This is a genomic window from Luteimonas sp. Soil_C_16 (assembly GCF_057657295.1).
In genome coordinates, this window is record NZ_JBDGIS010000005.1 from 1 (window position 1) to 18,871 (window position 18,871).

Consider the following 18,871-nt stretch of genomic DNA (forward strand, 5'->3'; position numbering starts at 1 on the left):
TGAAGCGAGCCGCACATATTACCGCGACTTTCGAGTCTGTCAACACCGCGTGAAGGCTGTTGTCGTTCTCGTCCCGCTTGGCCCGCCGCTCCGTAGAGCAGCCCGCCGTGCGGGGCGCGAATTATGCATAGATGAAACCGGTTTGGGAACCCTCGGCGCACGATTTTTTTCTTGACGCTTCAACGGCGCTTGCCGAAGGTGGATGCAGTCCATCCCGCCGGTGCTTCCATGCGCGCTCTCCGTCTTCTTCTGCTTTCTCTGCTTGCCTCCTGCCTGCTGCCCGCCTGTGCGAGTGGTGGCGACTGGGTGGAGCTTGCGGGCAACCGCTACACCGTCGAGATCGCTGCGACGGATGAGGCCCGCGCACGAGGCCTGATGTTCCGCGACACGCTCGAAGAGGGCCACGGCATGCTCTTCATCCATGACAGTGAGGCGCCGCAGGCCTACTGGATGAAGAACACGCGGATCGCGCTCGACATCCTCTATTTCGACGATGCACGCAGGCTGGTGTCGCAGCAGCGCGACGTGCCGCCGTGTTCTGCCGGCAATCGCTGCCCGCCTTATCCGAGCACAGGCCCTGCGCGCTATGTGCTGGAGCTCAATGCAGGTGAAGCGCAGCGGATCGGCCTGAAGGACGGCGAGACGCTGACGCTGTCGCCTTCGATTCCGGCGCCCTGAGCCTGCGTCACCGGTAGACCGATCGCTATGCAGGCATCCACGCCATGAGTGATGCAGTGCAACTGCCCGAGTGGGCATCGTTGTCGGGCACTGCGGATGCAGCGGTGCCCCTTTTCGCGTGCGCGCTGCTGATCGCCCGCGACGAATACCCCGCGCTCGACGTTGCGCATTGCGATGCGGTACTGGAGTCGCATGCCCGGCATCTACGGATCGAGGTCGACACGATCGGGCAGACGCCGCTGAAGATGCAGGCGATCAACCGGCATCTGTTCGAGGAGATCGGCTATGCCGGCAATCACGACACCTATTACGACCCGCGCAACAGTTATCTCAACGCGGTGATCGAACGCCGGCTCGGCAATCCGATCCTGTTGGCCGTGGTGCAGATGGAGGTCGCACGCCGGCTCGGCGTGGTGCTGGACGGCATTTCCTTCCCCGGCCACTTTCTGGTCCGGTTGCCGGTCGGCGACGGCATGCTGGTAATGGATCCGTTCAACGGCGGTCGACCACTGGATATCGAGGAACTGCGGTCACGCGCCGCGCCGCACGTCGACGGCGGTCCGCCGGACGACGACACGCTGGCCCGGCTGCTGCGCCCGGCCACGCCGCGGATGATGTTGATGCGGATGCTGCGCAACCTGCACGGCACTTACGCCGAAGCCGAGGACTGGGCCCGCGCCGTGCGCTGCGCCGATCGGCTGCTGTCGCTGGCGCCGGATGCACCAGATGCCCTGCGCGACCGCGGTCTGGGCTACCTGGCACTGGGCCATGTCACCGGTGCGCGCGAGGATCTGGGGCATTACGTGGTCCGCTATCCGGACGCAGCCGATGTGGATGCGGTACGCGAGCAACTGGTCCACATCGGACGTGCGCGCGATCGCGCGCATTGATCGATGTCATCGGCCCCGTGCTTGCGGCCTGGCGGATGACCCGTCCTGAGGTTCAGCTCAGAGCGTCATCATCTCGAAATCGTCCTTGGTGACGCCGCAGTCGGGACAGGTCCAGGTATCGGGCACATCCTCCCAGCGCGTGCCCGGGGCGATGCCCTCGTCCGGAATGCCGACGGCTTCGTCGTAGATGAAACCGCAGACCACGCACATCCATGTCTGGTAGGCACCCTGCGTCGTCGGATCGTTCATCGGATAATGACCACATGCGGCATTGGAAACGGAGCCGCATTGTCCCATCGCGCTCTCCCCACCGGAACCCACGTCGATGAACGCCTCCCCGTCCGCGCCACGCGGCCTGTATCTGCTCACGCCCGATGAGCCCGAAACCGCGCAGCTGCTGGCCCAGGTCGCGTCCGTGCTGCCGCACGCCACGTGGCTGCAGTACCGGAACAAGCGCGCCGATGCCGCGTTGCGCCGGGCGCAGGTGCAGGCCCTGCTGCCGCTGTGCCGTGCGACCGGTGTGCCGTTGATCGTCAATGACGACTGGCGGCTCGCCGCCGATCTCGGCGCGGACGGCGCGCATCTGGGCGAAGACGACGGCGCGCTGATCGATGCACGCGCGGCGCTGGGTGCCGACGCGATCCTCGGCGCCTCCTGCTACGACGACATCACCCTGGCGCAGCGCGCGGTCGAGGCCGGCGCCAGCTATGTCGCCTTCGGCGCGTTCTTTCCGTCACCGACCAAGCCCGATGCCCGCGTGGCGCGCAAATCCCTGCTGCGCGATGCGGAAGCGCTCGGCGTGCCGCGGGTGGCGATCGGCGGCATCACGCCGGAGAATGCGCGCCAGCTCGCAGCCGCCGGCGCCGATCTCGTCGCCGTCATCAGTGGCGTGTTCGCTGCACGCCATCCGGCCGCCGCCGCGCACGCCTACCGCGCCGCATTCGGCCTGTGAACCTTTTTCTTTCTGGAGTCTCCATGGATACGTCCCGCTCGCATGCCCTGTTCGAACGCGCCCGCACGCTGCTGCCCGGCGGCGTCAATTCGCCGGTGCGTGCGTTCAAATCGGTCGGCGGCGAGCCGTTCTTCGTGCAGCGCGCCGACGGCCCCTATCTGTTCGACGTCGACGGCAACCGCTACATCGATTACGTGGGCTCGTGGGGCCCGATGATCGTCGGCCACAACCATGCGAGCGTGCGCCAGGCGGTCAAACGCGCGATCGGTGACGGCCTGTCGTTCGGTGCGCCGACCGAAGCGGAGATCACGATGGCCGAGCGCCTGACCGCGCTGGTGCCGTCGATGGAGATGGTACGCATGGTCAATTCGGGCACCGAAGCCACGCTGTCGGCGATCCGCCTCGCGCGCGGCGCGACCGGCCGCACCTGCATCGTCAAGTTCGAAGGCTGCTACCACGGCCACGGCGACTCGTTCCTGGTCAAGGCCGGCAGCGGTGCGCTGACACTCGGCGTGCCGACCTCGCCGGGCGTGCCCAAAGCGCTGGCCGATCTGACGCTGACGCTGCCCTACAACGATTTCGACGCGGCGACCGCGCTGTTCGACGAAATGGGCGCGGACATCGCCGGTCTGATCATCGAGCCCGTGGTCGGCAACGCCAACTGCCTGCCGCCGCGCGAAGGCTATCTGCAGCATCTGCGCGAGTTGTGCACGCAGCACGGCGCGCTGCTGATCTTCGACGAGGTGATGACCGGCTTCCGCGTCGCGCTCGGCGGCGCGCAGGCGCGTTACGGCGTGACGCCGGATCTCAGCACCTTCGGCAAGATCATCGGCGGCGGTATGCCGGTCGGTGCCTACGGCGGGCGTCGCGACCTGATGGAGCAGATCGCGCCGGCCGGGCCGATCTACCAGGCGGGCACACTGAGCGGCAATCCGGTCGCGATGGCCGCGGGCCTGGCGATGCTGGATCTGGTCTCCGAACCCGGTTTCCACGATGCGCTCGAAGCCAGTTCGAATCTGCTGTGCGACGGTCTCGAAGCGGCGGCGCGCGATGCGGGTGTGCCCTTCACCACCACGCGCGTCGGTGGCATGTTCGGCCTGTTCTTCACCGACGCGGCCTACGTCGATACCTATGCGCAGGCCGTCGCCTGCGATACCGCCGCGTTCAACCGCTTCTTCCACGCGATGCTCGAGCGCGGCGTGTTCCTCGCGCCATCGGCATTCGAAGCCGGCTTCATGTCGTCGGCGCACGATGCCTCGGTGATCGAGGCGACCATCGCCGCCGCACGCGAGGCGTTCGCCGAACTCGCCGCATGACCCCACCGCCGCTGCGGCTGGTGCTGTTCGATTTCGATGGCGTGCTGGCGCGCTATTCGCACGCCACGCGCCTCGCGCATCTGGCCCGCGTCGCCGGCTGTACGGCCGCGCGCGTGTCGGACGTGTTGTTCGACTCGGGACTGGAGCGCGCCTACGACAGCGGCGCGCTTGATACGGACACCTATCTGCACCAGCTCGGTGCAGGCCTTGGCTGCACCATCGATGCGGACCTCTGGATCGCGTCGCGATGTGCGGGCACGCAGGCGGATCCGATCGTACTGGCACTCGTCGCGTCGGTCGCATCCCGGGTGCAGGTCGGCGTGCTGACCAACAACGGCGCGTTGATGCGCGATGCGATACCCCGCATCGTCGCGCCGCTGTTCCCGATGCTCGAAGGCCGCGTGCTGTGCAGCGGCGTCCTCGGCGTGCGCAAACCCGACCGCGCGATCTTCGAGCGCGCACTCGCGCAGTTCGACGTGCGCGCGCAGGAGACGCTGTTCGTCGATGACCTGTTCGTCAACGTGCAGGGCGCACGCGCCGCGGGCCTGCACGCCGACACGGTGGTCGACGCGCGGTCGATGCGGACGGTGCTGCGGCGTTACGGGCTGGTCTGATCGGCCAGATGGTCGACGATCGCCGCACGCAACCGCGCCAGGCCGTCGGCGATGTCGGCATCGGTGATGTTCAACGCCGGCACGAACCGGAGCACGTCGGGGCCGGCCTGCAGCATCAGCAGTCCGTGGCGTGCGGCATGGTCGAGGATCGCGCCTGCCTGGCCCGCATGCTCGGGACGCAACACGGCGCCGAGCATCAGGCCGCGGCCGCGGACTTCCGAGAAGAGGCCGAATTCGGCATCGAGCGCGGCGAGGCCGTCGCGCAGCGCGCGTGACTGGCGGACGACGTTGTCGGCGATGTCCTTGGATGCCAGCTTGCGCAGCGCGACACGCGCGACCGCCGCGGCGAGCGGGTTGCCGCCGAAGGTGGTGCCGTGATCGCCGAACTGCATGGCCTCGGCGACCTTGGGGCCGGCCAGCAGCGCGCCGATCGGGAAGCCGCCGCCGAGCGCCTTGGCCAGCGTGACGATGTCGGGCACGACGCCGTCCTGGGGATGCGCGAACAGCGTGCCGGTGCGGCCCATGCCGCACTGGATTTCGTCGAGCACCAGCAGCGCATCAAAGCGATCGCACAGCGCGCGTACTGCGGCCAGATAACCATCGGCGGCGGGCATGACGCCGCCTTCGCCCTGCACGGGTTCGAGCATCACCGCGGCGACGTCGCCATCGGCCATCGCGGCTTCGAGCTGGGCGATGTCGTTGAAGTCGACATAGCGGAAGCCGCCGGGCAGCGGCTCGTAGCCGGCCTGGTACTTGGGCTGTGCGGTCGCGGTGACCGCGGCCAGCGTGCGACCGTGGAAGCTGCCGCGTGCGGTTACGATGACGCGACGGTCCGGGCTGCGGCCCTGCGCGGTGGCCCACTTGCGCACGAGCTTGATCGCGGCCTCGTTCGCTTCGGCGCCCGAGTTGCACAGGAAGGTGCGCGTGGCGAAACCGCTGGCCTCGACCAGTTCGGCCGCCAGCCGCAGCGGCGGTTCGCTGAAGAACACGTTGCTGGTGTGCCACAGCTTGCCGGCCTGTTCGGTCAGTGCGGCCACGAGATCGGGATCGTTGTGGCCGAGGCCGCAGACGGCGATACCCGCCGACAGGTCGACGTACTCGCGGCCTTCGCTGTCCCAGACGCGCGCGCCGTCACCGCGCTCGAGCACGAGCTCGCGTGGCCGGTAGACGGGCAGCACGTGGCGCTGGGCGAGGGCGATGAGATCGGCGGCGGAGGACATGGTCGGCGGCTTCGATGGGACGTGGGGCGCCGATTGTACGGGGGTGGACGCGTGCGACGCCGAACAATCCGCGGACGACGGCAGAGGATGCCAGGCGGAACAGATGCTGTTGTCTGGACGCTATGTGATGGATCCCCAGCCCTCACCCGACGCGCTTCGCGCGTCGATCTCTCCCGGACCGCGCTCAGTCGAGAAACAGATCCGGCAACAGCGGCTGCGCGGGATCGATCGCGTAGGCGTCGAGATCGGTGATGCCGGCTTCGGCGAGGACTTCATCGTCGATCAGGAAACGGCCGTGGAAACCGGCGGCGTCGCGGACGAGGACCGCGTGCGCGGCGTCGCCCATGATCGTCGGGTTGCGGCCGTTGCCGCGTTCGACGCCGGGAATCATGTTCAGTGCGTCGGTGCCGATCAGCGTGCGTGGCCACAATGCGTTGACCGCGACGCCCTGCGGGCCGAACTCGGCGGCAAGGCCCAGGGTGACGAAGCTCATGCCCATCTTCGCCAACGTGTACCCGGTGTGCGGCGCCCACCACTTCGGATCCAGCGACGGCGGCGGGCACAGGGTCAGGATGTGGGGGTTCGGCGCCTTCAATAGGTGCGGCAGGCAGGCCTGCGCGCACAGGAAACTGCCGCGCGCGTTGACCTGCTGCATCAGGTCGAATCGCTTCATCGGCGTGTCCAGCGTCCCGCGCAGCCAGATCGCGCTGGCGTTGTTGACGAGGATGTCGATGCCGCCGAAGGCATCGACCGTCGCCGCGACCGCGGCGCGCACCTGGTCTTCTTCGCGAATGTCGCATCGCAATGCCAGCGCCCGGCCACCGGCGGCTTCGACGCTGCGCGCGGCGCTGTGGATGGTGCCGGGCAGCTTGGGATTGGCGACCTCGGACTTCGCGGCGATCGCGACGTTCGCGCCATCGCGCGCGGCGCGTTCGGCAATCGCCAGGCCGATGCCGCGCGAGGCGCCGGTGATGAAAAGGGTCTTGCCGGCGAGCGTCGACATGCGGCGGGCCTGTCCTGCGATGGAGTCATCGCCATTATGCGCGCGGGGTCTCCGACACGTTCAGCAAGCGGCGCGATACTGACGCCTTTCCCGCCGCAGGATCCGCCGATGCGCCATGTTGCCGCCTTCGCGTTCTTCGCCCTGACCCTGACCGCATGCGATGCCGCGCCGCCGGCCACCGCGCCCGCAGCGCTGGCCCCTGCAGCAGAGACACAGACGCCGGCGCCGATGGACGCGCCCCCACCTGCCGTGGCGGCCGACGACCTTGCGGCGGCGGCCGACGGCGACCTCGTCGTCAGCGCGAAGTCGGTCTGGCAGGGCGATCTGTCGCCGTGTCGCACCGGCACGGCGGACGTCGACGACTGTCTGCTGTCGGCGATGCGCGCAGCAGGCGCATCCCCGGAGGCCATCGCGGCCAGCACGCGGCTGATCGCTCTCGACAATCCGGGGCATGTCAGCGCCTGGCGCGAGGTCGAAGGCGTTGGACAGGCCGAGATCACCTATCCGTTCCGCGCGAACACCAACCAGGGTCTGTGGCTGGTCGATGCGGACGGGCGTTCGGTGGATGTCGACGAGAACGTGCTGCCTGCGGGCGCGGTGCGTCTGCGCGGCGAACTCAAGCCGTTCCTCGATGCGCATCCCGATGCGATGCCGTTCGCGCCGGCGCAGGCAGTCGGCAGCGAAGTGCTGCCCGACGGCGGCGTGCGTCTGCGCTTCGATGTGCCGATGCGCACCTGTCACGCCTGCGAAGACGTCGGCACGCTCGAACTGGGCTATGACTTCGACGCCGACCGTCGCTACCAGGGCCGCAGCGTCATCGCCCTGCGCGCGGCCGACTGAGGCGTAGAACCTGTTCAAGGTCCGTCGCGAGCGCCGCCAGATGGCGCGTGGTTGAGCGCAGGAAGCGCAGCGTACGTGTGGTACGTGAGCATTCCGAGCACCGCACGCGCGCCAGCTGACACGCGCAGCAGGACATTGAACAGGTTCTCAGGGCTTCGGCCCCTGCCCCTCATTGTCTTCCCACTTGAGGATCTTCCGCGTCACCACGCGGTAGACGGGCTTGCCGGTACGGAACCAGACGTCGCGCAGCCATGAGGTGCGCTTGAGCACGCGCTTCTCGACCGGCGTCAGCGACGCGCGGCAATACATGCGCTTGTGCTTGAGCAGATGGCGCAGATCTTCGCGCGCCAGCAGACGCATCCAGCGCGAACGCGGATCGCCGCGCACCGCCAGCTGGAAATCGATGATCGCCGGGCGTCCGTCGTCGAGCACCAGCCAGTTGGCTTCCTTCGCGAGATCGTTGTGGGCGAGGCCGCGGCGGTGCAGGCCCTGCAGCAGCCGACGCGCGCGGCGGAAGTAGATCAGATCGCCGTGCGGCGGGCGCTGGTACATCGCATCGCCCGACATGTAGCTGCGATCGAGCTGGCGCCCGGTCCAGGCGAGCAGTTGCGGCACGTCCTGCATACCGGCCACCGCCGCCAGCCCGCGCGCTTCGCGCCGGGCCAGCCACCACGCCGGCAGACGCAGCCACAGCGGCACGTGACGCAGGTCGCGGCGCACGAACAGGCCGCCGTCTGCGCCGCGCATCAAGGAGATGCGGCCGAAGCTGTCGGACTTCAGCGCTTTCGCTTCGGTGGCCTTGGCGGCCCTGGCATCGTGTGCGGACATCGCGCCATTGTACGGAGCGACGGCGGGCGCGGCCCGGGGCGGTCGCTCCGGCGTGGCTCCACAACGCAATCCGCACCGACGTACCGCACGCGTGCGAGGTTCCGCGATCCGGCGCTTCATATCGATGCAACGCGGTTCCCGTACAAGGCCACGGTCCGATCGTGGTCCGGGGACGGTCATCCACCGCTGTCATAATGGCCGGATGCTCACTGACTTCTTCAACAGCCTGGTGACGTGGGTGGGCAACCACCCGGTCGCGGCCGGCCTCGTGATCTTCCTCATCGCATTCTGCGACTCGGTGATCATCCTCGGCGCGATCGTCCCGGCCCTGCCGATCCTGTTCGCGATCGGCGTGCTGATCGGTCTGGGCGAAATTTCCGGCCCCTACGCGGTGGCCTGCGCCGCGCTCGGCGCGATGGCCGGTGACGGCGTGAGCTACTGGGTCGGCCGTCGCTGGGGCCACGGCCTGCGCACCGTGTGGCCCTTCAGCAAGTATCCGCAGCTGCTCGACCGCAGCGAGCTCGTGTTCCGGCGCAATGCGATCAAGAGCATTCTGGTCGCGCGCTACGTCGGGCCGATCCGCCCGTTCGTGCCGGCCATCGCCGGCATCGCGCACATGCCGATGCGCCAGTACCTGCCGATCAGCTTCGCGGCTTGTCTGTCGTGGGGTGCGCTGTTCCTCGCGCCGGGCTGGCTGTTCGGCGCGTCCTATGACGCGGTGGCTGCGGTCGCCGACCGTCTGGCGCTGGTGCTCGGCGCGCTGCTGGTGGTGCTGGCGCTGGCCTGGGCGATCGTCATCTACAGCTATCGCTGGTTCGATGCGCATGCCAATTCACTACTCGCGCGTCTGCTGGCGTGGTCGCGTGCGCATCCCTGGCTCGGTCGCTACGCGATCGCGCTGGTCGATCCCAAGCGCCCCGAATCGGCGTCGCTGGCGATCCTCGCGGTCTGCCTGCTGGCGATCGGCTGGGCCTGCTTCGCCCTGCTGGCGACGGTGATCATGCGCGGCGAGCCGTTGCTGATCGACCAGACCGTATTCCAGTTCATGTACGAGCTGCGAAACCCGCTGGCCGACCGCCTGATGGCGGGACTCGCGTCGATCGGCGACGTCCACGTGCTCGGCCCTGCGGTCGCATTGACGCTCGCGTGGCTGATCTGGCGCCGGCGCTGGCTGGGCGCCGCGCACTGGCTGGCCGCCCTGGCGTTCGGCATGGCGCTGACCGCGCTGCTGGGCGCGGTGATCGACATGCCCAAGCCGCCCACCGTGCACGGCGGCTTCGGCTTCCCTGCGGTCGAGATCACGATGTGCACGATCGTGTTCGGCTTCTTCGCCGTGCTGATCGCACGCGAACTGCCCGGGCGCACGCGCGTGTGGCCGTATCTGGTGTCGGGCGTGGTCGTGGCGGTGCTCGGCTTCTCGCGTCTGTATCTCGGCGCGCACTGGCTCAGCGACATCGTCGGCGGCATGCTGCTGGGCATCGTCTGGCTGCTGGTGCTGGGCATCGCCTACCGGCGCCACGTCGAGCGCTCGTTCTGGATGCGTCCGGTCGCGCTGATCTTCTACATCACCTTCGCCGTGGCCGCGCTGTGGCATGCGCCGCGCGCCGTGGATCCGCTGCTCGCGAAGTTCGCGCCCAAGCCTTCGGCGGTCACGCTGTCGGCGCAGGACTGGTGGGCGTCTGACTGGACCCGGTTGCCAGGCCAGCTGCGCGAGCGCGATCCCGCCCATCGCTGGCCGCTGGATCTGCAGATCGCCGGCCCGCTGGCGCCGCTGCAGACGCAGCTCGAAGCCAAGGGCTGGCGCGTGCAGCCGCAGGCCGACTGGATGCGGGTGATCAATCTGCTCGACGACAGCGTGCCGCAGGCCGAGCAGCCGGTGCTGCCGGCGACGCTGGACACGCTCGCCGAAACGCTGCTGATGCGCCGTGACGGCGACGCGGACCGGGTCGAAGTGCTGCGTCTGTGGCGCGCCCCGGCGGTGCTCGACGATGGCACCGAGCTGTGGATCGGTACCAGCCAGTCGATGCTCTATACGCGGCCGTTCAGTGCCTTCGGCCTGTGGCAGCCACAGCCCGATGCGCACGGCGTGCACCGCGGTCTGCGCGGTGTGCTCGAAGCCTTCCCGTCGCGCGAGGACGTGCACCCGCAATCGGGGGTGCCGACGCTGCGCGTGCGCACGGCGGACGGCTCACTCGTCGTCGACGACGTCGACCAGCCGTAACAGGGTTTCCAGCCGCTCGTCGGGATCGTCGAGCTGCAGCAGTTGCTGGCGATGCGGCTGCTCGAGCGGCAGCAGTTCGGCAAGCCGCCAGCCCACCCAGGCCGCGTCGTCGAAGTGCGGCTCCGGAAACGCCTGGTCCGCGCCGTCGATGTGTTCGAGGATCTTGCGCAGCACCACACCGAGCAGCGCGTGTTCGGGCTGCAGGTCGATCGAGGGATCGGCGGCGCACCAGTCGACATCGGCAATGATCAGGCCGCTGTCGCGCACCCGCGTGCGGCGTACGTGGAACCGGCGCGCACCGCGCACGCGCAGCGTCAGCAGGCCGTCGGCGCCGGTGTCGAAATCCTCGATGCGGGCTTCGGTGCCGACGCCCGCGGGCGTCGCCGGCGCGCCGGCCTCGTCGCCGTCGAGGATCAGGCAGATGCCGAATCCACTGCCGCGGCGGCCGCATTCGCGGACGAGATCGAGATAGCGCGGCTCGAACACGCGCAGGCCGAGCGCGGCGCCGGGCACCAGCACGGTGCGCAACGGGAACAGCGGCAGGGAAGTGTCGTCTTGCATGCGTCCAGTGTACGCAGGCCGATGCGAAACTCAGTCGCGCAGGCGTTGCGCGAAGCGACGCGGTGCGCCGTCGAACCCGCCGTTGGACATGAAGACCACATGGTCGCCGGGACGCACGCGCGTCGCGAGGTCGGCCAGCAGCGCATCGACATCGGCCACCGCGCAAGATTCGCCGCGGACGGCGGACACCACCGCGCCCGCATCCCAGGCCAGCTCCGGGCGATGCAGGAACACCACCGCGTCGGCGAGATCGAGCGACGGCGCCAACGCATCGGCGTGCGCGCCCAGGCGCATCGAATTGCTGCGCGGCTCCATCGCCACGACGATGCGCGCATCGCCGACCTTCGCGCGCAGACCGGCGAGCGTGGTCGCGATGGCGGTCGGGTGATGGGCGAAGTCGTCGTAGACGGTGACGTCGCCCGCGGTGCCCAGCACTTCCATCCGCCGCTTGACGCTGCGGAACGCGGCGAGCGCCGGCAACAGTGCCGCGATGTCGACGCCGACCGCCGCGCAGGCCGCGAGCGCGGCGAGCGCGTTGAGCACGTTGTGATCGCCGAGCAACGGCCATTCGACCGTGCCGACCGACACACCACCGCGCAGGACTTCGAACACGCTGCCGTCGTCGCTGCGCTTCACCGCGCACCACTCGAACCCGGCGTCGAAGCCGAAGCGCTCGACGGGCGTCCAGCAGCCCATCGCCAGCACTTCGCCCAGACGTACGTCGTGACCGTTGACGATCAAGCGCCCGCGCGCGGGCACCGTGCGCACCAGATGGTGGAACTGGCGCTGGATCGCGGCGACATCGGGAAAGATGTCGGCGTGGTCGAACTCGAGGTTGTTGAGGATCGCGACCGTCGGACGGTAGTGGACGAACTTGCTGCGCTTGTCGAAGAAGGCGGTGTCGTATTCGTCGGCCTCCACGACGAACTCGCGTCCGCTGCCGATGCGTGCCGACACGCCGAAGTCTTCCGCGACGCCACCGATCAGGAAGCCCGGCGCGCGGCCGGCGGTTTCGAGCAGGTAGGACAGGATCGTCGTCGTCGTGGTCTTGCCGTGGGTGCCGGCAACGGCGAGCACCTCGCGCCCGGGCAGCACGTTGTCGCGCAGCCACTCGGCGCCGGAGGTATAGGCACGTCCGGCATCGAGCACCGCTTCCACCGCGGGATTGCCGCGCGAGAGCGCATTGCCGACCACGACCTGGTCGACCTCGTCACCGATGTGCGCGGGGTCGTAGCCCTGGTGCAGCGTGATGCCCAGCGTTTCGAGCTGGGTCGACATCGGCGGATACACCGCCTGGTCGCTGCCTTCGACCGCGTGGCCGAGTTCGCGCGCGAGCGCGGCCACACCGCCCATGAAGGTGCCGGCGATGCCGAGGATATGAAGTTTCACGACGCGGAATTCCTGCAGGGCAGCACGGTCAACGACAGGCGACGCGCGTGCGATCAGGCCGCCGCCTGCTCCCGACCGATCGCCTTGACAATGCGGTCGAACACGTCGTCGAGCGATCCCACGCCGTCGACGACGGTCAGCTGGTCGTGCTCGCGATAGAACGCGATCACCGGCGCGGTCTGCTGGTCATAGACGTTGAGGCGGTGACGCACGGATTCGGGGCTGTCGTCGGCGCGGCCTTCGGCCTGCGCGCGGCCGGCGAGGCGCGCGATGATCTGTTCGTTGTCGACTTCCAGCTGCACGGCGGCATCGAACGGCGTGCCGAGCTTGACCAGCAGCGCGTCGAGCGCGGCCGCCTGGGCGAGGTTGCGCGGGTAGCCGTCGAGGATGAAGCCGGCTTGCGTGTCTTCGCGCGAGAAGCGGTCTTCCAGCATGCCGAGCAGGATCTCGTCGGAGACCAGATCGCCGCGCGCCATGATCGCCTTGGCTTCGAGGCCGAGCGGCGTGCCGGCGGCCACTTCGGCGCGCAGCAGATCGCCGGTGGAGATGTGCGGCACCTGCAGATGGTCCTTCAACCGCGCCGCCTGCGTGCCCTTGCCCGAACCGGGCGCACCGAGAAGAACCAAACGCATCGAACGCTCCTGCAACTGTGGGGGACCGCGCCACCGCTCCGACGTACACTCGAACGACACGGCGGCGGACGGCCGCGCCAGCTTACCGTATCCCGCCTCAGGCCATCGAAAGGACACGTGCAATGACGTCCGGAACCCTGCTCTACGCCCAGTCCGGCGGTGTCACCGCCGTCATCAACGCCACCGCGTCGGCGGTGCTGCAGGAAGCGCGCAGCCGGCGGGTCAAGGTGCTCGCGGCGCGCAACGGCATCCTCGGCGCGCTGCGCGAGGATCTGGTCGATGCGTCGAAGATTCCGCTGGCGACGGTGCGCGCGCTCGCGCACACGCCGGGCGGGGCATTCGGCTCGTGCCGCTACAAGCTCAAATCGATCGAGGCCGACCGCGCCAAGTACGAACGTCTGATCGAGGTGCTGCGCGCGCATGACGTGCGCTGGTTCCTCTACAACGGCGGCAACGATTCGGCCGACACCGCGCTCAAGGTCTCGCAGCTCGCCGCGCAGTTCGACTACCCGCTGACCTGCATCGGCGTGCCGAAGACGATCGACAACGATCTCGCCGTCACCGACTGCTGCCCGGGTTTCGGCTCGGCGGCGAAATACACCGCGGTGTCGGTGCGCGAAGCCGCGCTCGACGTCGCGGCGATGGCCGACACCTCGACCAAGGTCTTCGTCTACGAGGCCATGGGCCGGCACGCCGGCTGGCTGGCCGCCGCCGCGGGCCTGGCCGGACAGGGTCCCGACGACGCGCCGCAGATCATCCTGTTCCCGGAACGCGACTACGACGAGGCCGCCTTCCTCGCCCAGGTGCAGCGCGTCGTCGAGCGCGTCGGCTGGTGCGTCGTCGTCGCCAGCGAGGGCATCCGCGACAAGGACGGCCGCTTCGTCGCCGATGCGGGCGGTGGGCAGGACGCGTTCGGCCACACCCAGCTCGGCGGCGTGGCCTCGCATCTCGCCGGTCGGGTCAAGGACACGCTGGGCTACAAGGTGCACTGGACGCTGCCCGACTACCTGCAGCGCTCGGCGCGGCATGTCGCGTCGAAGACCGATGTCGACCAGGCGATGGCGGTCGGGCGCGCGGCGGTGCAGTTCGCCCTCGCCGGCCGCAACGCAACGATGCCGTCGATCAGGCGCACCTCCGATGCGCCCTACCGCTGGACCATCGAGGCCGCGCCGCTGGAGAAGGTGGCCAACCACGAGAAGATCATGCCGGCCGGCTTCATCCGCCGCGACGGCTTCGGCATCACCCCGGCCGCGCGGCGCTATCTCGAGCCGCTGATCCGCGGCGACGCGCCGCCGCCGTACGGCCGCGACGGGCTGCCGAAGTACGCGACGGTCGATGCGCCTGCGGTTGCGAAGCGCCTGCCCGGCTGGACGGGCTGATCGATCCGTCTCGCGTTCAGCCGCGTGGATTGAATCCGCACGGCAACGCCCGATCTAGAACGCATGCCCGAACTGCCCGAAGTTGAAACCACCCGCGCCGGTCTGGCGCCGCACGTGCTCGGCCGCACCATCCGCAGCGTCGTGCTGCGGCGCCCGGACCTGCGCTGGCCGATCGCCGGTGAAGTCTCGACCGTGCTGCCCGGCCAGCGCGTCGAGGCGATCCGCCGGCGCGCGAAATACCTGCTGCTCGACACCGGCGCCGGCAGCGCGCTGCTGCATCTGGGCATGTCCGGCAGCCTGCGCGTGCTCGATCCGGACGTGCCGGTGCGCACGCACGACCACGTCGACATGACGCTCGATTCCGGACAAGTCCTGCGCTTCAACGATCCGCGCCGGTTCGGATGCCTGCTGTGGCAGGCACCCGGCGACACGCATGACCTCCTGCGCGATCTCGGCCCGGAACCGCTCGACGACGTCTTCGACGGCGACCATCTGTTCTTCGCCAGCCGTGGCCGCCGCGCGCCGGTGAAGACCTTCCTGATGGACCAGCGCATCGTGGTCGGCGTGGGCAACATCTACGCGGCCGAGGCGCTGTTCGCTGCCGGCATCTCGCCGCTGCGCGATGCCGGGCGCATCTCGCGCGAACGCTATGCGCGGTTGGCGGCCGAGGTGAAGCGGATTCTGGCGTACGCCATCAATCGCGGCGGCACCACGCTGCGCGACTTCATCAGCCCCGACGGCGCGCCCGGTTACTTCGAGCAGGAGCTGTCCGCCTACGGCCGCGGCGGCCTGCCCTGCCCGGCCTGCGGCACGCCGCTCCGGCAGGCGCTGGTGGGCCAGCGCGCGACCGTCTGGTGCCCGCGCTGCCAGCGCTGATGGCCTGCCGCGCCCGGTCCCGGATAAGCGCTATAGTCGCGGCGCGGGGCGAGGGCCGGGCATGCACGAGGGTCAGGTTGCCGAGATCACCCAGTGGTTGGATGCCGCGCGCGGCGGAGATCGCGACGCGCTCGATCGCGTGCTCGCCACGCTCTACCAGGAACTGCACCAGATGGCCCGGCGCCAGCTCGCCGGCCAGCACGGGCATACGCTCGATGCGACCGCGCTGGTGCACGAGGCCTATCTCAAGCTGATCGGTCGCCACGAGGCGCGTTTCGACGACCGTGCGCATTTCTTCGCCTATGCCGCATCGGCGATGCGCAGCGTCGTCGTCGACTACGCCCGGCAGCGGCTCGCGCAGAAACGCGGCGGTGATCTGCACCGCGTCACCGAACTGCCGGAGAACATCGAAAGCGGCCTGCGGCTGGACGAGGACACGCTGGCGCTGGATATCGCACTGACGCGGCTGGCCGCGGTCGACACCAAACTGGCGCAGGTGGTCGAACTGCGGTACTTCGCCGGCCTCTCGGAACTGGAGATCGCCGCGTTGCTGGACCGCTCCGAACGCAGCATCCGCCGCGACTGGCAGAAGGCGCGGATGTACCTGCTGGCGTCGTTGCGGGAAGACTGAGCGCCGCGCATGGACAGCGCGCGCTGGCAGCGGCTGTCCCCGGCCCTCGACGCGTTGCTGGAACTCGATGACGACGCGCGCGCGGCGGCGCTGGCCACCGTCCGCCTGGACGACCCCGCCTTCGCTGCCGAGCTCGAAGCGCTGCTCGCGCTGGGCGCCGAACGCGAGGACTTCCTCGCCGAACCGATCGTCGCCGCGCTGTCGGGCATGCTGCCCGGCCGCCACGTCGGCCCCTACGAACTCGAACGGCTGCTCGGCGAAGGCGGCATGGGCCAGGTCTGGCTCGCACGGCGTGCCGACGGCCTGTACGAGCGCCGCGTCGCGCTGAAACTGCTGCGGCCCGGCCTGGCCGATCCCGATCTGCGCCTGCGCTTCACCCGCGAGCGGCAGATCCTCGCGCGGCTGGAACATCCGCACATCGCGCGCCTGCTCGATGCCGGCATCAGCGCCGACCAGCAGCCCTATCTCGCACTCGACTACATCGACGGCGAGCCGGTCACCGACTGGTGCAGGCGCCACCAGCCGGGTGTCGCGGACCGCATCCGCCTGTTCCTGCAGGTCTGCGATGCGGTCAGCCACGCGCATACGAACCTGATCGTGCACCGCGATCTCAAGCCTTCGAACATCCTCGTCACCGCACTCGACGATGTGCGGCTGCTGGATTTCGGCATCGCCAAACTGCTCGACACCGCTGGCCAGGCACCGGAACACACGCGCACCGGCGTGCGCGCGTTCACCCTGCACTACGCCGCGCCGGAGCAGATCCGCGGCGAACCGGTCACGACGATGACCGACGTGTATTCGCTGGGCGTCGTGCTCTACGAACTGTTGTCGGGGCGCAAGCCCTATCAGCCTGCGCGCACCACCGATGCGCAGTGGGAACAGGCGATTCTCGATGCCGATCCGCCCAGACCGTCGCAGACGTTGCTGCGCAGCGTCGACGATGGCGTGGAGCCGGTGCAGCGCAAGCGCATGGCGCGCGCGATCGCCGGCGACCTCGACACCATCGTGCTGCGCGCGCTCGAAAAGGCGCCCGCCGATCGCTACGCGTCGGTGGAGGCCTTCGCGCTCGACCTGCGGCGCTGGAGCGACGGCAAGCCGATCCTGGCCCGGCCGCAGCGGCTGTCGTATCGCGTGGGCAAGTATCTGCGTCGGCACCGCTGGGCGGTGTCGAGCGCGGCGCTGGTGGCGTTGACGCTCGTGGCCTCGATGGTCGCGGTGACCTGGCAGGCGAACCAGGCGATCGAGGAATCGGCGCGCGCGCAGGCGATGCAGGATTTCGTCGTCGGTCTGTTCGAGCAGGCCGGCGCTGCGGCCGGCGGTGCGCCACTCGACATCCGCCAGCTGCTCGAAGCCGGCGTGCAACGCGGCGATGCGGAGCTCGCGCACCAGCCGGTGGCACGCGCCGAACTCTACGGGATGATCGCGCGCCTGCGTCTCGGACTCGGCGATTACGATCAGGCGCTGGCGCTGCTGGAACGGCAGTCGGCCGTCGTCGGCGGCATGGCCGATGCACCGCCCAGTCTGCGCCTGCAGTCGGCCAGCGACCATGGCCGCACGTTGCGGTTGCTCGGCCGGCCGCGCGACGCGATCGCGGCGATGCAGCCACTGCAGGCGCTGGCGCTGCAGCGCGAACAACTGCTGCCGCGGCAGGCGGCCGAGCTGTACACGCAGCTGGGGCGCGGCCGGCGCGACATCGGCGAGCCCGAAAGCGCGCGCCTGCTGTTCCGGCGTGCGCTCAAACTGCGACGCGACAGCGCGGTGCCGGACGAAGCCGGCACGATCGAAAGCCTCGCCGATCTCGCCTCGCTGCACAGCGCCGCCGGCGAGATCACCGAGGCGCTGGCCGGGACCGATGCCGCGCTCGACCGCCTGCGAAAGCGTCTGGATCCGCGCCATCCGCTCGCGGTCGAACTGCTGCGCACGCGCTGCGCATTGCTGCGCGCGGACGGTCGCACGCGGCCGGCCGAAGAGAGCTGCCGCGAGGCGCTGTCGCTCGCGCTCGCACTGCACGGCGCGCGCCATCCGGCCACGCTCGATGCGCGCCGGCAACTGGCCGCCCTGCACGTCGACCAGGGACGCTTCGCCGAAGCCGAAGCGGAGTTCCGCGATGCGCTGGTCTGGACGGTCGCGCGGCTCGGCGCGCGCCATGCCGACGTCGCGCGCATCCACAACAGCCTCGGCATCGTCGCCTGGGAACGCGGCGACGAGGACGCGGCGCTGGAATCGCTGGCGCGCACCGTCGACATCTGGCGCCAGACCAGCCCCAACGCGATGCTCGCCGACGGTCTGTTCAATCACGGGATGGTGCTGCACGCCGCAGGGCGGGACGCCCAGGCGCAGCCGCTGCTGCTCGAATCCCTCGCGCTGCGCCAGGCGCGTTTCGGCGCGCGGCACGGACTGGTCGGCGACACGCTGCGGATGCTCGGCGAAGTGGAAGCGGCGCTCGAGCCGGGCGCCGGCACGCGCCACCTCGAAGACGCGGCCACCATCACCGCCGAGGCCTACGGCGCGCAGCATCCCAACGCATTGCGCGCGGCGTTGTCGCGCGACCGCATCGCCGCGGACGCCGGCGATGTCGAGGCACTGGCCGGACTGGACCGCCTCGCCCGCACGCCGCCCGACGACAGCGAACTGCGCAAGATCGCCTGGATCGCGCGCGCCCATGCCGCCGCGCTGCGCTGCGCCGCGCCCGGTGCGCTGCGCGCCCGGGACGACCTCGCAGCGCTCGCCACCCAGGTCCGCGCTGCCCAGCCGGAGGGCGGCGCGATCAGCCGCGACATCGAGGCCGCCCGCAAGCGCTGCGGTGTGCTGCTGGCGCGTCGTTGACGCGCGCCGGGG

17 protein-coding genes and 1 pseudogene are annotated in these 18,871 nt (G+C 69.6%); 11 read left to right on the plus strand and 7 right to left on the minus strand.

The annotated features are described in order from the left end of the window. Positions 1–228: 228 nt before the first annotated feature. The gene (locus AC3A5T_RS10525; RefSeq protein WP_332077983.1) at positions 229–678 is read left to right on the plus strand and encodes a DUF192 domain-containing protein; all 450 of its coding nucleotides are present in this window, start codon (positions 229–231) and stop codon (positions 676–678) included. Positions 679–722: 44 nt separating this feature from the next. Continuing rightward, complete coding sequence (locus AC3A5T_RS10530) at positions 723–1,568, plus strand: SirB1 family protein (protein WP_487628535.1); 846 nt, start codon at positions 723–725, stop codon at positions 1,566–1,568. 57 nt (positions 1,569–1,625) lie between these two features. Here AC3A5T_RS10530 and AC3A5T_RS10535 read toward each other — a convergent pair. Then, a pseudogene (locus AC3A5T_RS10535) lies at positions 1,626–1,840 on the minus strand (rubredoxin). Between the two features lie 53 nt (positions 1,841–1,893). Between AC3A5T_RS10535 and thiE the strand changes: the two are divergent. Genes thiE through AC3A5T_RS10550 form a run of 3 tightly spaced genes read left to right on the plus strand, consistent with a single transcriptional unit; the run spans position 1,894 to position 4,450 of the window. Further along, complete coding sequence (thiE, locus tag AC3A5T_RS10540; protein WP_487628536.1) at positions 1,894–2,520, plus strand: thiamine phosphate synthase; 627 nt, start codon at positions 1,894–1,896, stop codon at positions 2,518–2,520. 23 nt (positions 2,521–2,543) lie between these two features. After that, positions 2,544–3,836: a glutamate-1-semialdehyde 2,1-aminomutase gene (hemL, locus tag AC3A5T_RS10545; protein WP_487628537.1), complete on the plus strand. Its 1,293-nt coding sequence runs from the start codon at positions 2,544–2,546 to the stop codon at positions 3,834–3,836. After that, complete coding sequence (locus tag AC3A5T_RS10550; RefSeq protein WP_487628538.1) at positions 3,833–4,450, plus strand: HAD-IA family hydrolase; 618 nt, start codon at positions 3,833–3,835, stop codon at positions 4,448–4,450. Before hemL ends, AC3A5T_RS10550 begins: the two co-directional genes overlap by 4 nt. On the opposite strand, the gene AC3A5T_RS10555 is transcribed toward AC3A5T_RS10550, so the two are convergent. Beyond that, complete coding sequence (locus AC3A5T_RS10555; protein ID WP_487628539.1) at positions 4,435–5,670, minus strand: acetylornithine transaminase; 1,236 nt, start codon at positions 5,668–5,670, stop codon at positions 4,435–4,437. The two genes, AC3A5T_RS10550 and AC3A5T_RS10555, sit on opposite strands and share 16 nt — an antisense overlap. A gap of 184 nt (positions 5,671–5,854) precedes the next feature. Further along, on the minus strand, positions 5,855–6,673 hold the full coding sequence (locus AC3A5T_RS10560) for an SDR family oxidoreductase (RefSeq protein ID WP_487628540.1): 819 nt from the start codon (positions 6,671–6,673) through the stop codon (positions 5,855–5,857). A gap of 108 nt (positions 6,674–6,781) precedes the next feature. Between AC3A5T_RS10560 and AC3A5T_RS10565 the strand changes: the two genes are divergently transcribed. Beyond that, complete coding sequence (locus tag AC3A5T_RS10565; RefSeq protein WP_487628541.1) at positions 6,782–7,513, plus strand: hypothetical protein; 732 nt, start codon at positions 6,782–6,784, stop codon at positions 7,511–7,513. 147 nt (positions 7,514–7,660) lie between these two features. Here the strand turns inward: AC3A5T_RS10565 and AC3A5T_RS10570 are convergent, their stop codons facing one another. Beyond that, positions 7,661–8,341 carry a protein kinase family protein gene (locus tag AC3A5T_RS10570; RefSeq protein WP_232138336.1) on the minus strand — a complete coding sequence of 227 codons (681 nt, stop codon included), beginning with the start codon at positions 8,339–8,341 and terminating at the stop codon, positions 7,661–7,663. A 202-nt stretch (positions 8,342–8,543) separates the two neighbouring features. Here AC3A5T_RS10570 and AC3A5T_RS10575 point away from each other — a divergent pair, with 202 nt between their 5' ends. Next, positions 8,544–10,562: a bifunctional DedA family/phosphatase PAP2 family protein gene (locus AC3A5T_RS10575; protein ID WP_487628542.1), complete on the plus strand. Its 2,019-nt coding sequence runs from the start codon at positions 8,544–8,546 to the stop codon at positions 10,560–10,562. Here the strand turns inward: AC3A5T_RS10575 and AC3A5T_RS10580 are convergent. From AC3A5T_RS10580 to AC3A5T_RS10590, 3 genes are read right to left on the minus strand one after another with little or no spacing between them, the layout of a single operon-like run. Beyond that, the gene (locus tag AC3A5T_RS10580; RefSeq protein WP_487628543.1) at positions 10,530–11,123 is read right to left on the minus strand and encodes an LON peptidase substrate-binding domain-containing protein; all 594 of its coding nucleotides are present in this window, start codon (positions 11,121–11,123) and stop codon (positions 10,530–10,532) included. The genes AC3A5T_RS10575 and AC3A5T_RS10580 overlap by 33 nt on opposite strands. Positions 11,124–11,153: 30 nt before the next feature. Then, positions 11,154–12,512 (minus strand): UDP-N-acetylmuramate:L-alanyl-gamma-D-glutamyl-meso-diaminopimelate ligase, encoded by a 1,359-nt coding sequence (gene mpl / locus AC3A5T_RS10585; protein WP_487628544.1) that lies wholly within the window; start codon positions 12,510–12,512, stop codon positions 11,154–11,156. Between the two features lie 53 nt (positions 12,513–12,565). Beyond that, positions 12,566–13,144, minus strand: a complete 579-nt coding sequence (locus tag AC3A5T_RS10590; RefSeq protein WP_487628545.1) for an adenylate kinase — start codon at positions 13,142–13,144, stop codon at positions 12,566–12,568. 122 nt (positions 13,145–13,266) lie between these two features. Between AC3A5T_RS10590 and AC3A5T_RS10595 the strand changes: the two genes are divergently transcribed. From AC3A5T_RS10595 to AC3A5T_RS10610, 4 genes are all read left to right on the plus strand, one after another. Beyond that, positions 13,267–14,523 (plus strand): 6-phosphofructokinase, encoded by a 1,257-nt coding sequence (locus tag AC3A5T_RS10595; RefSeq protein WP_487628546.1) that lies wholly within the window; start codon positions 13,267–13,269, stop codon positions 14,521–14,523. Between the two features lie 63 nt (positions 14,524–14,586). Further along, the gene (gene mutM / locus AC3A5T_RS10600) at positions 14,587–15,399 is read left to right on the plus strand and encodes a bifunctional DNA-formamidopyrimidine glycosylase/DNA-(apurinic or apyrimidinic site) lyase (RefSeq protein WP_487628547.1); all 813 of its coding nucleotides are present in this window, start codon (positions 14,587–14,589) and stop codon (positions 15,397–15,399) included. A 61-nt stretch (positions 15,400–15,460) separates the two neighbouring features. Beyond that, positions 15,461–16,030, plus strand: coding sequence for an ECF-type sigma factor (locus AC3A5T_RS10605; RefSeq protein ID WP_332077966.1), 570 nt, complete (start codon positions 15,461–15,463; stop codon positions 16,028–16,030). A 9-nt stretch (positions 16,031–16,039) separates the two neighbouring features. Beyond that, positions 16,040–18,859, plus strand: coding sequence for a protein kinase domain-containing protein (locus AC3A5T_RS10610; protein WP_487628548.1), 2,820 nt, complete (start codon positions 16,040–16,042; stop codon positions 18,857–18,859). The last annotated feature ends 12 nt before the right edge of the window (positions 18,860–18,871 follow it).

Coding starts and splice junctions, on each gene's coding strand:
- AC3A5T_RS10570 (WP_232138336.1), bottom strand. CDS start 8,341: ATGTCCGCACACGATGCCAGGGCCGCCAAGGCCACCGAAGCGAAAGCG.
- AC3A5T_RS10580 (WP_487628543.1), bottom strand. CDS start 11,123: ATGCAAGACGACACTTCCCTGCCGCTGTTCCCGTTGCGCACCGTGCTG.
- AC3A5T_RS10565 (WP_487628541.1), top strand. CDS start 6,782: ATGCGCCATGTTGCCGCCTTCGCGTTCTTCGCCCTGACCCTGACCGCA.
- AC3A5T_RS10575 (WP_487628542.1), top strand. CDS start 8,544: ATGCTCACTGACTTCTTCAACAGCCTGGTGACGTGGGTGGGCAACCAC.
- AC3A5T_RS10560 (WP_487628540.1), bottom strand. CDS start 6,673: ATGTCGACGCTCGCCGGCAAGACCCTTTTCATCACCGGCGCCTCGCGC.
- AC3A5T_RS10605 (WP_332077966.1), top strand. CDS start 15,461: ATGCACGAGGGTCAGGTTGCCGAGATCACCCAGTGGTTGGATGCCGCG.
- AC3A5T_RS10530 (WP_487628535.1), top strand. CDS start 723: ATGAGTGATGCAGTGCAACTGCCCGAGTGGGCATCGTTGTCGGGCACT.
- thiE (WP_487628536.1), top strand. CDS start 1,894: ATGAACGCCTCCCCGTCCGCGCCACGCGGCCTGTATCTGCTCACGCCC.
- AC3A5T_RS10610 (WP_487628548.1), top strand. CDS start 16,040: ATGGACAGCGCGCGCTGGCAGCGGCTGTCCCCGGCCCTCGACGCGTTG.
- AC3A5T_RS10555 (WP_487628539.1), bottom strand. CDS start 5,670: ATGTCCTCCGCCGCCGATCTCATCGCCCTCGCCCAGCGCCACGTGCTG.
- hemL (WP_487628537.1), top strand. CDS start 2,544: ATGGATACGTCCCGCTCGCATGCCCTGTTCGAACGCGCCCGCACGCTG.
- AC3A5T_RS10550 (WP_487628538.1), top strand. CDS start 3,833: ATGACCCCACCGCCGCTGCGGCTGGTGCTGTTCGATTTCGATGGCGTG.
- mutM (WP_487628547.1), top strand. CDS start 14,587: ATGCCCGAACTGCCCGAAGTTGAAACCACCCGCGCCGGTCTGGCGCCG.
- AC3A5T_RS10595 (WP_487628546.1), top strand. CDS start 13,267: ATGACGTCCGGAACCCTGCTCTACGCCCAGTCCGGCGGTGTCACCGCC.
- AC3A5T_RS10590 (WP_487628545.1), bottom strand. CDS start 13,144: ATGCGTTTGGTTCTTCTCGGTGCGCCCGGTTCGGGCAAGGGCACGCAG.
- AC3A5T_RS10525 (WP_332077983.1), top strand. CDS start 229: ATGCGCGCTCTCCGTCTTCTTCTGCTTTCTCTGCTTGCCTCCTGCCTG.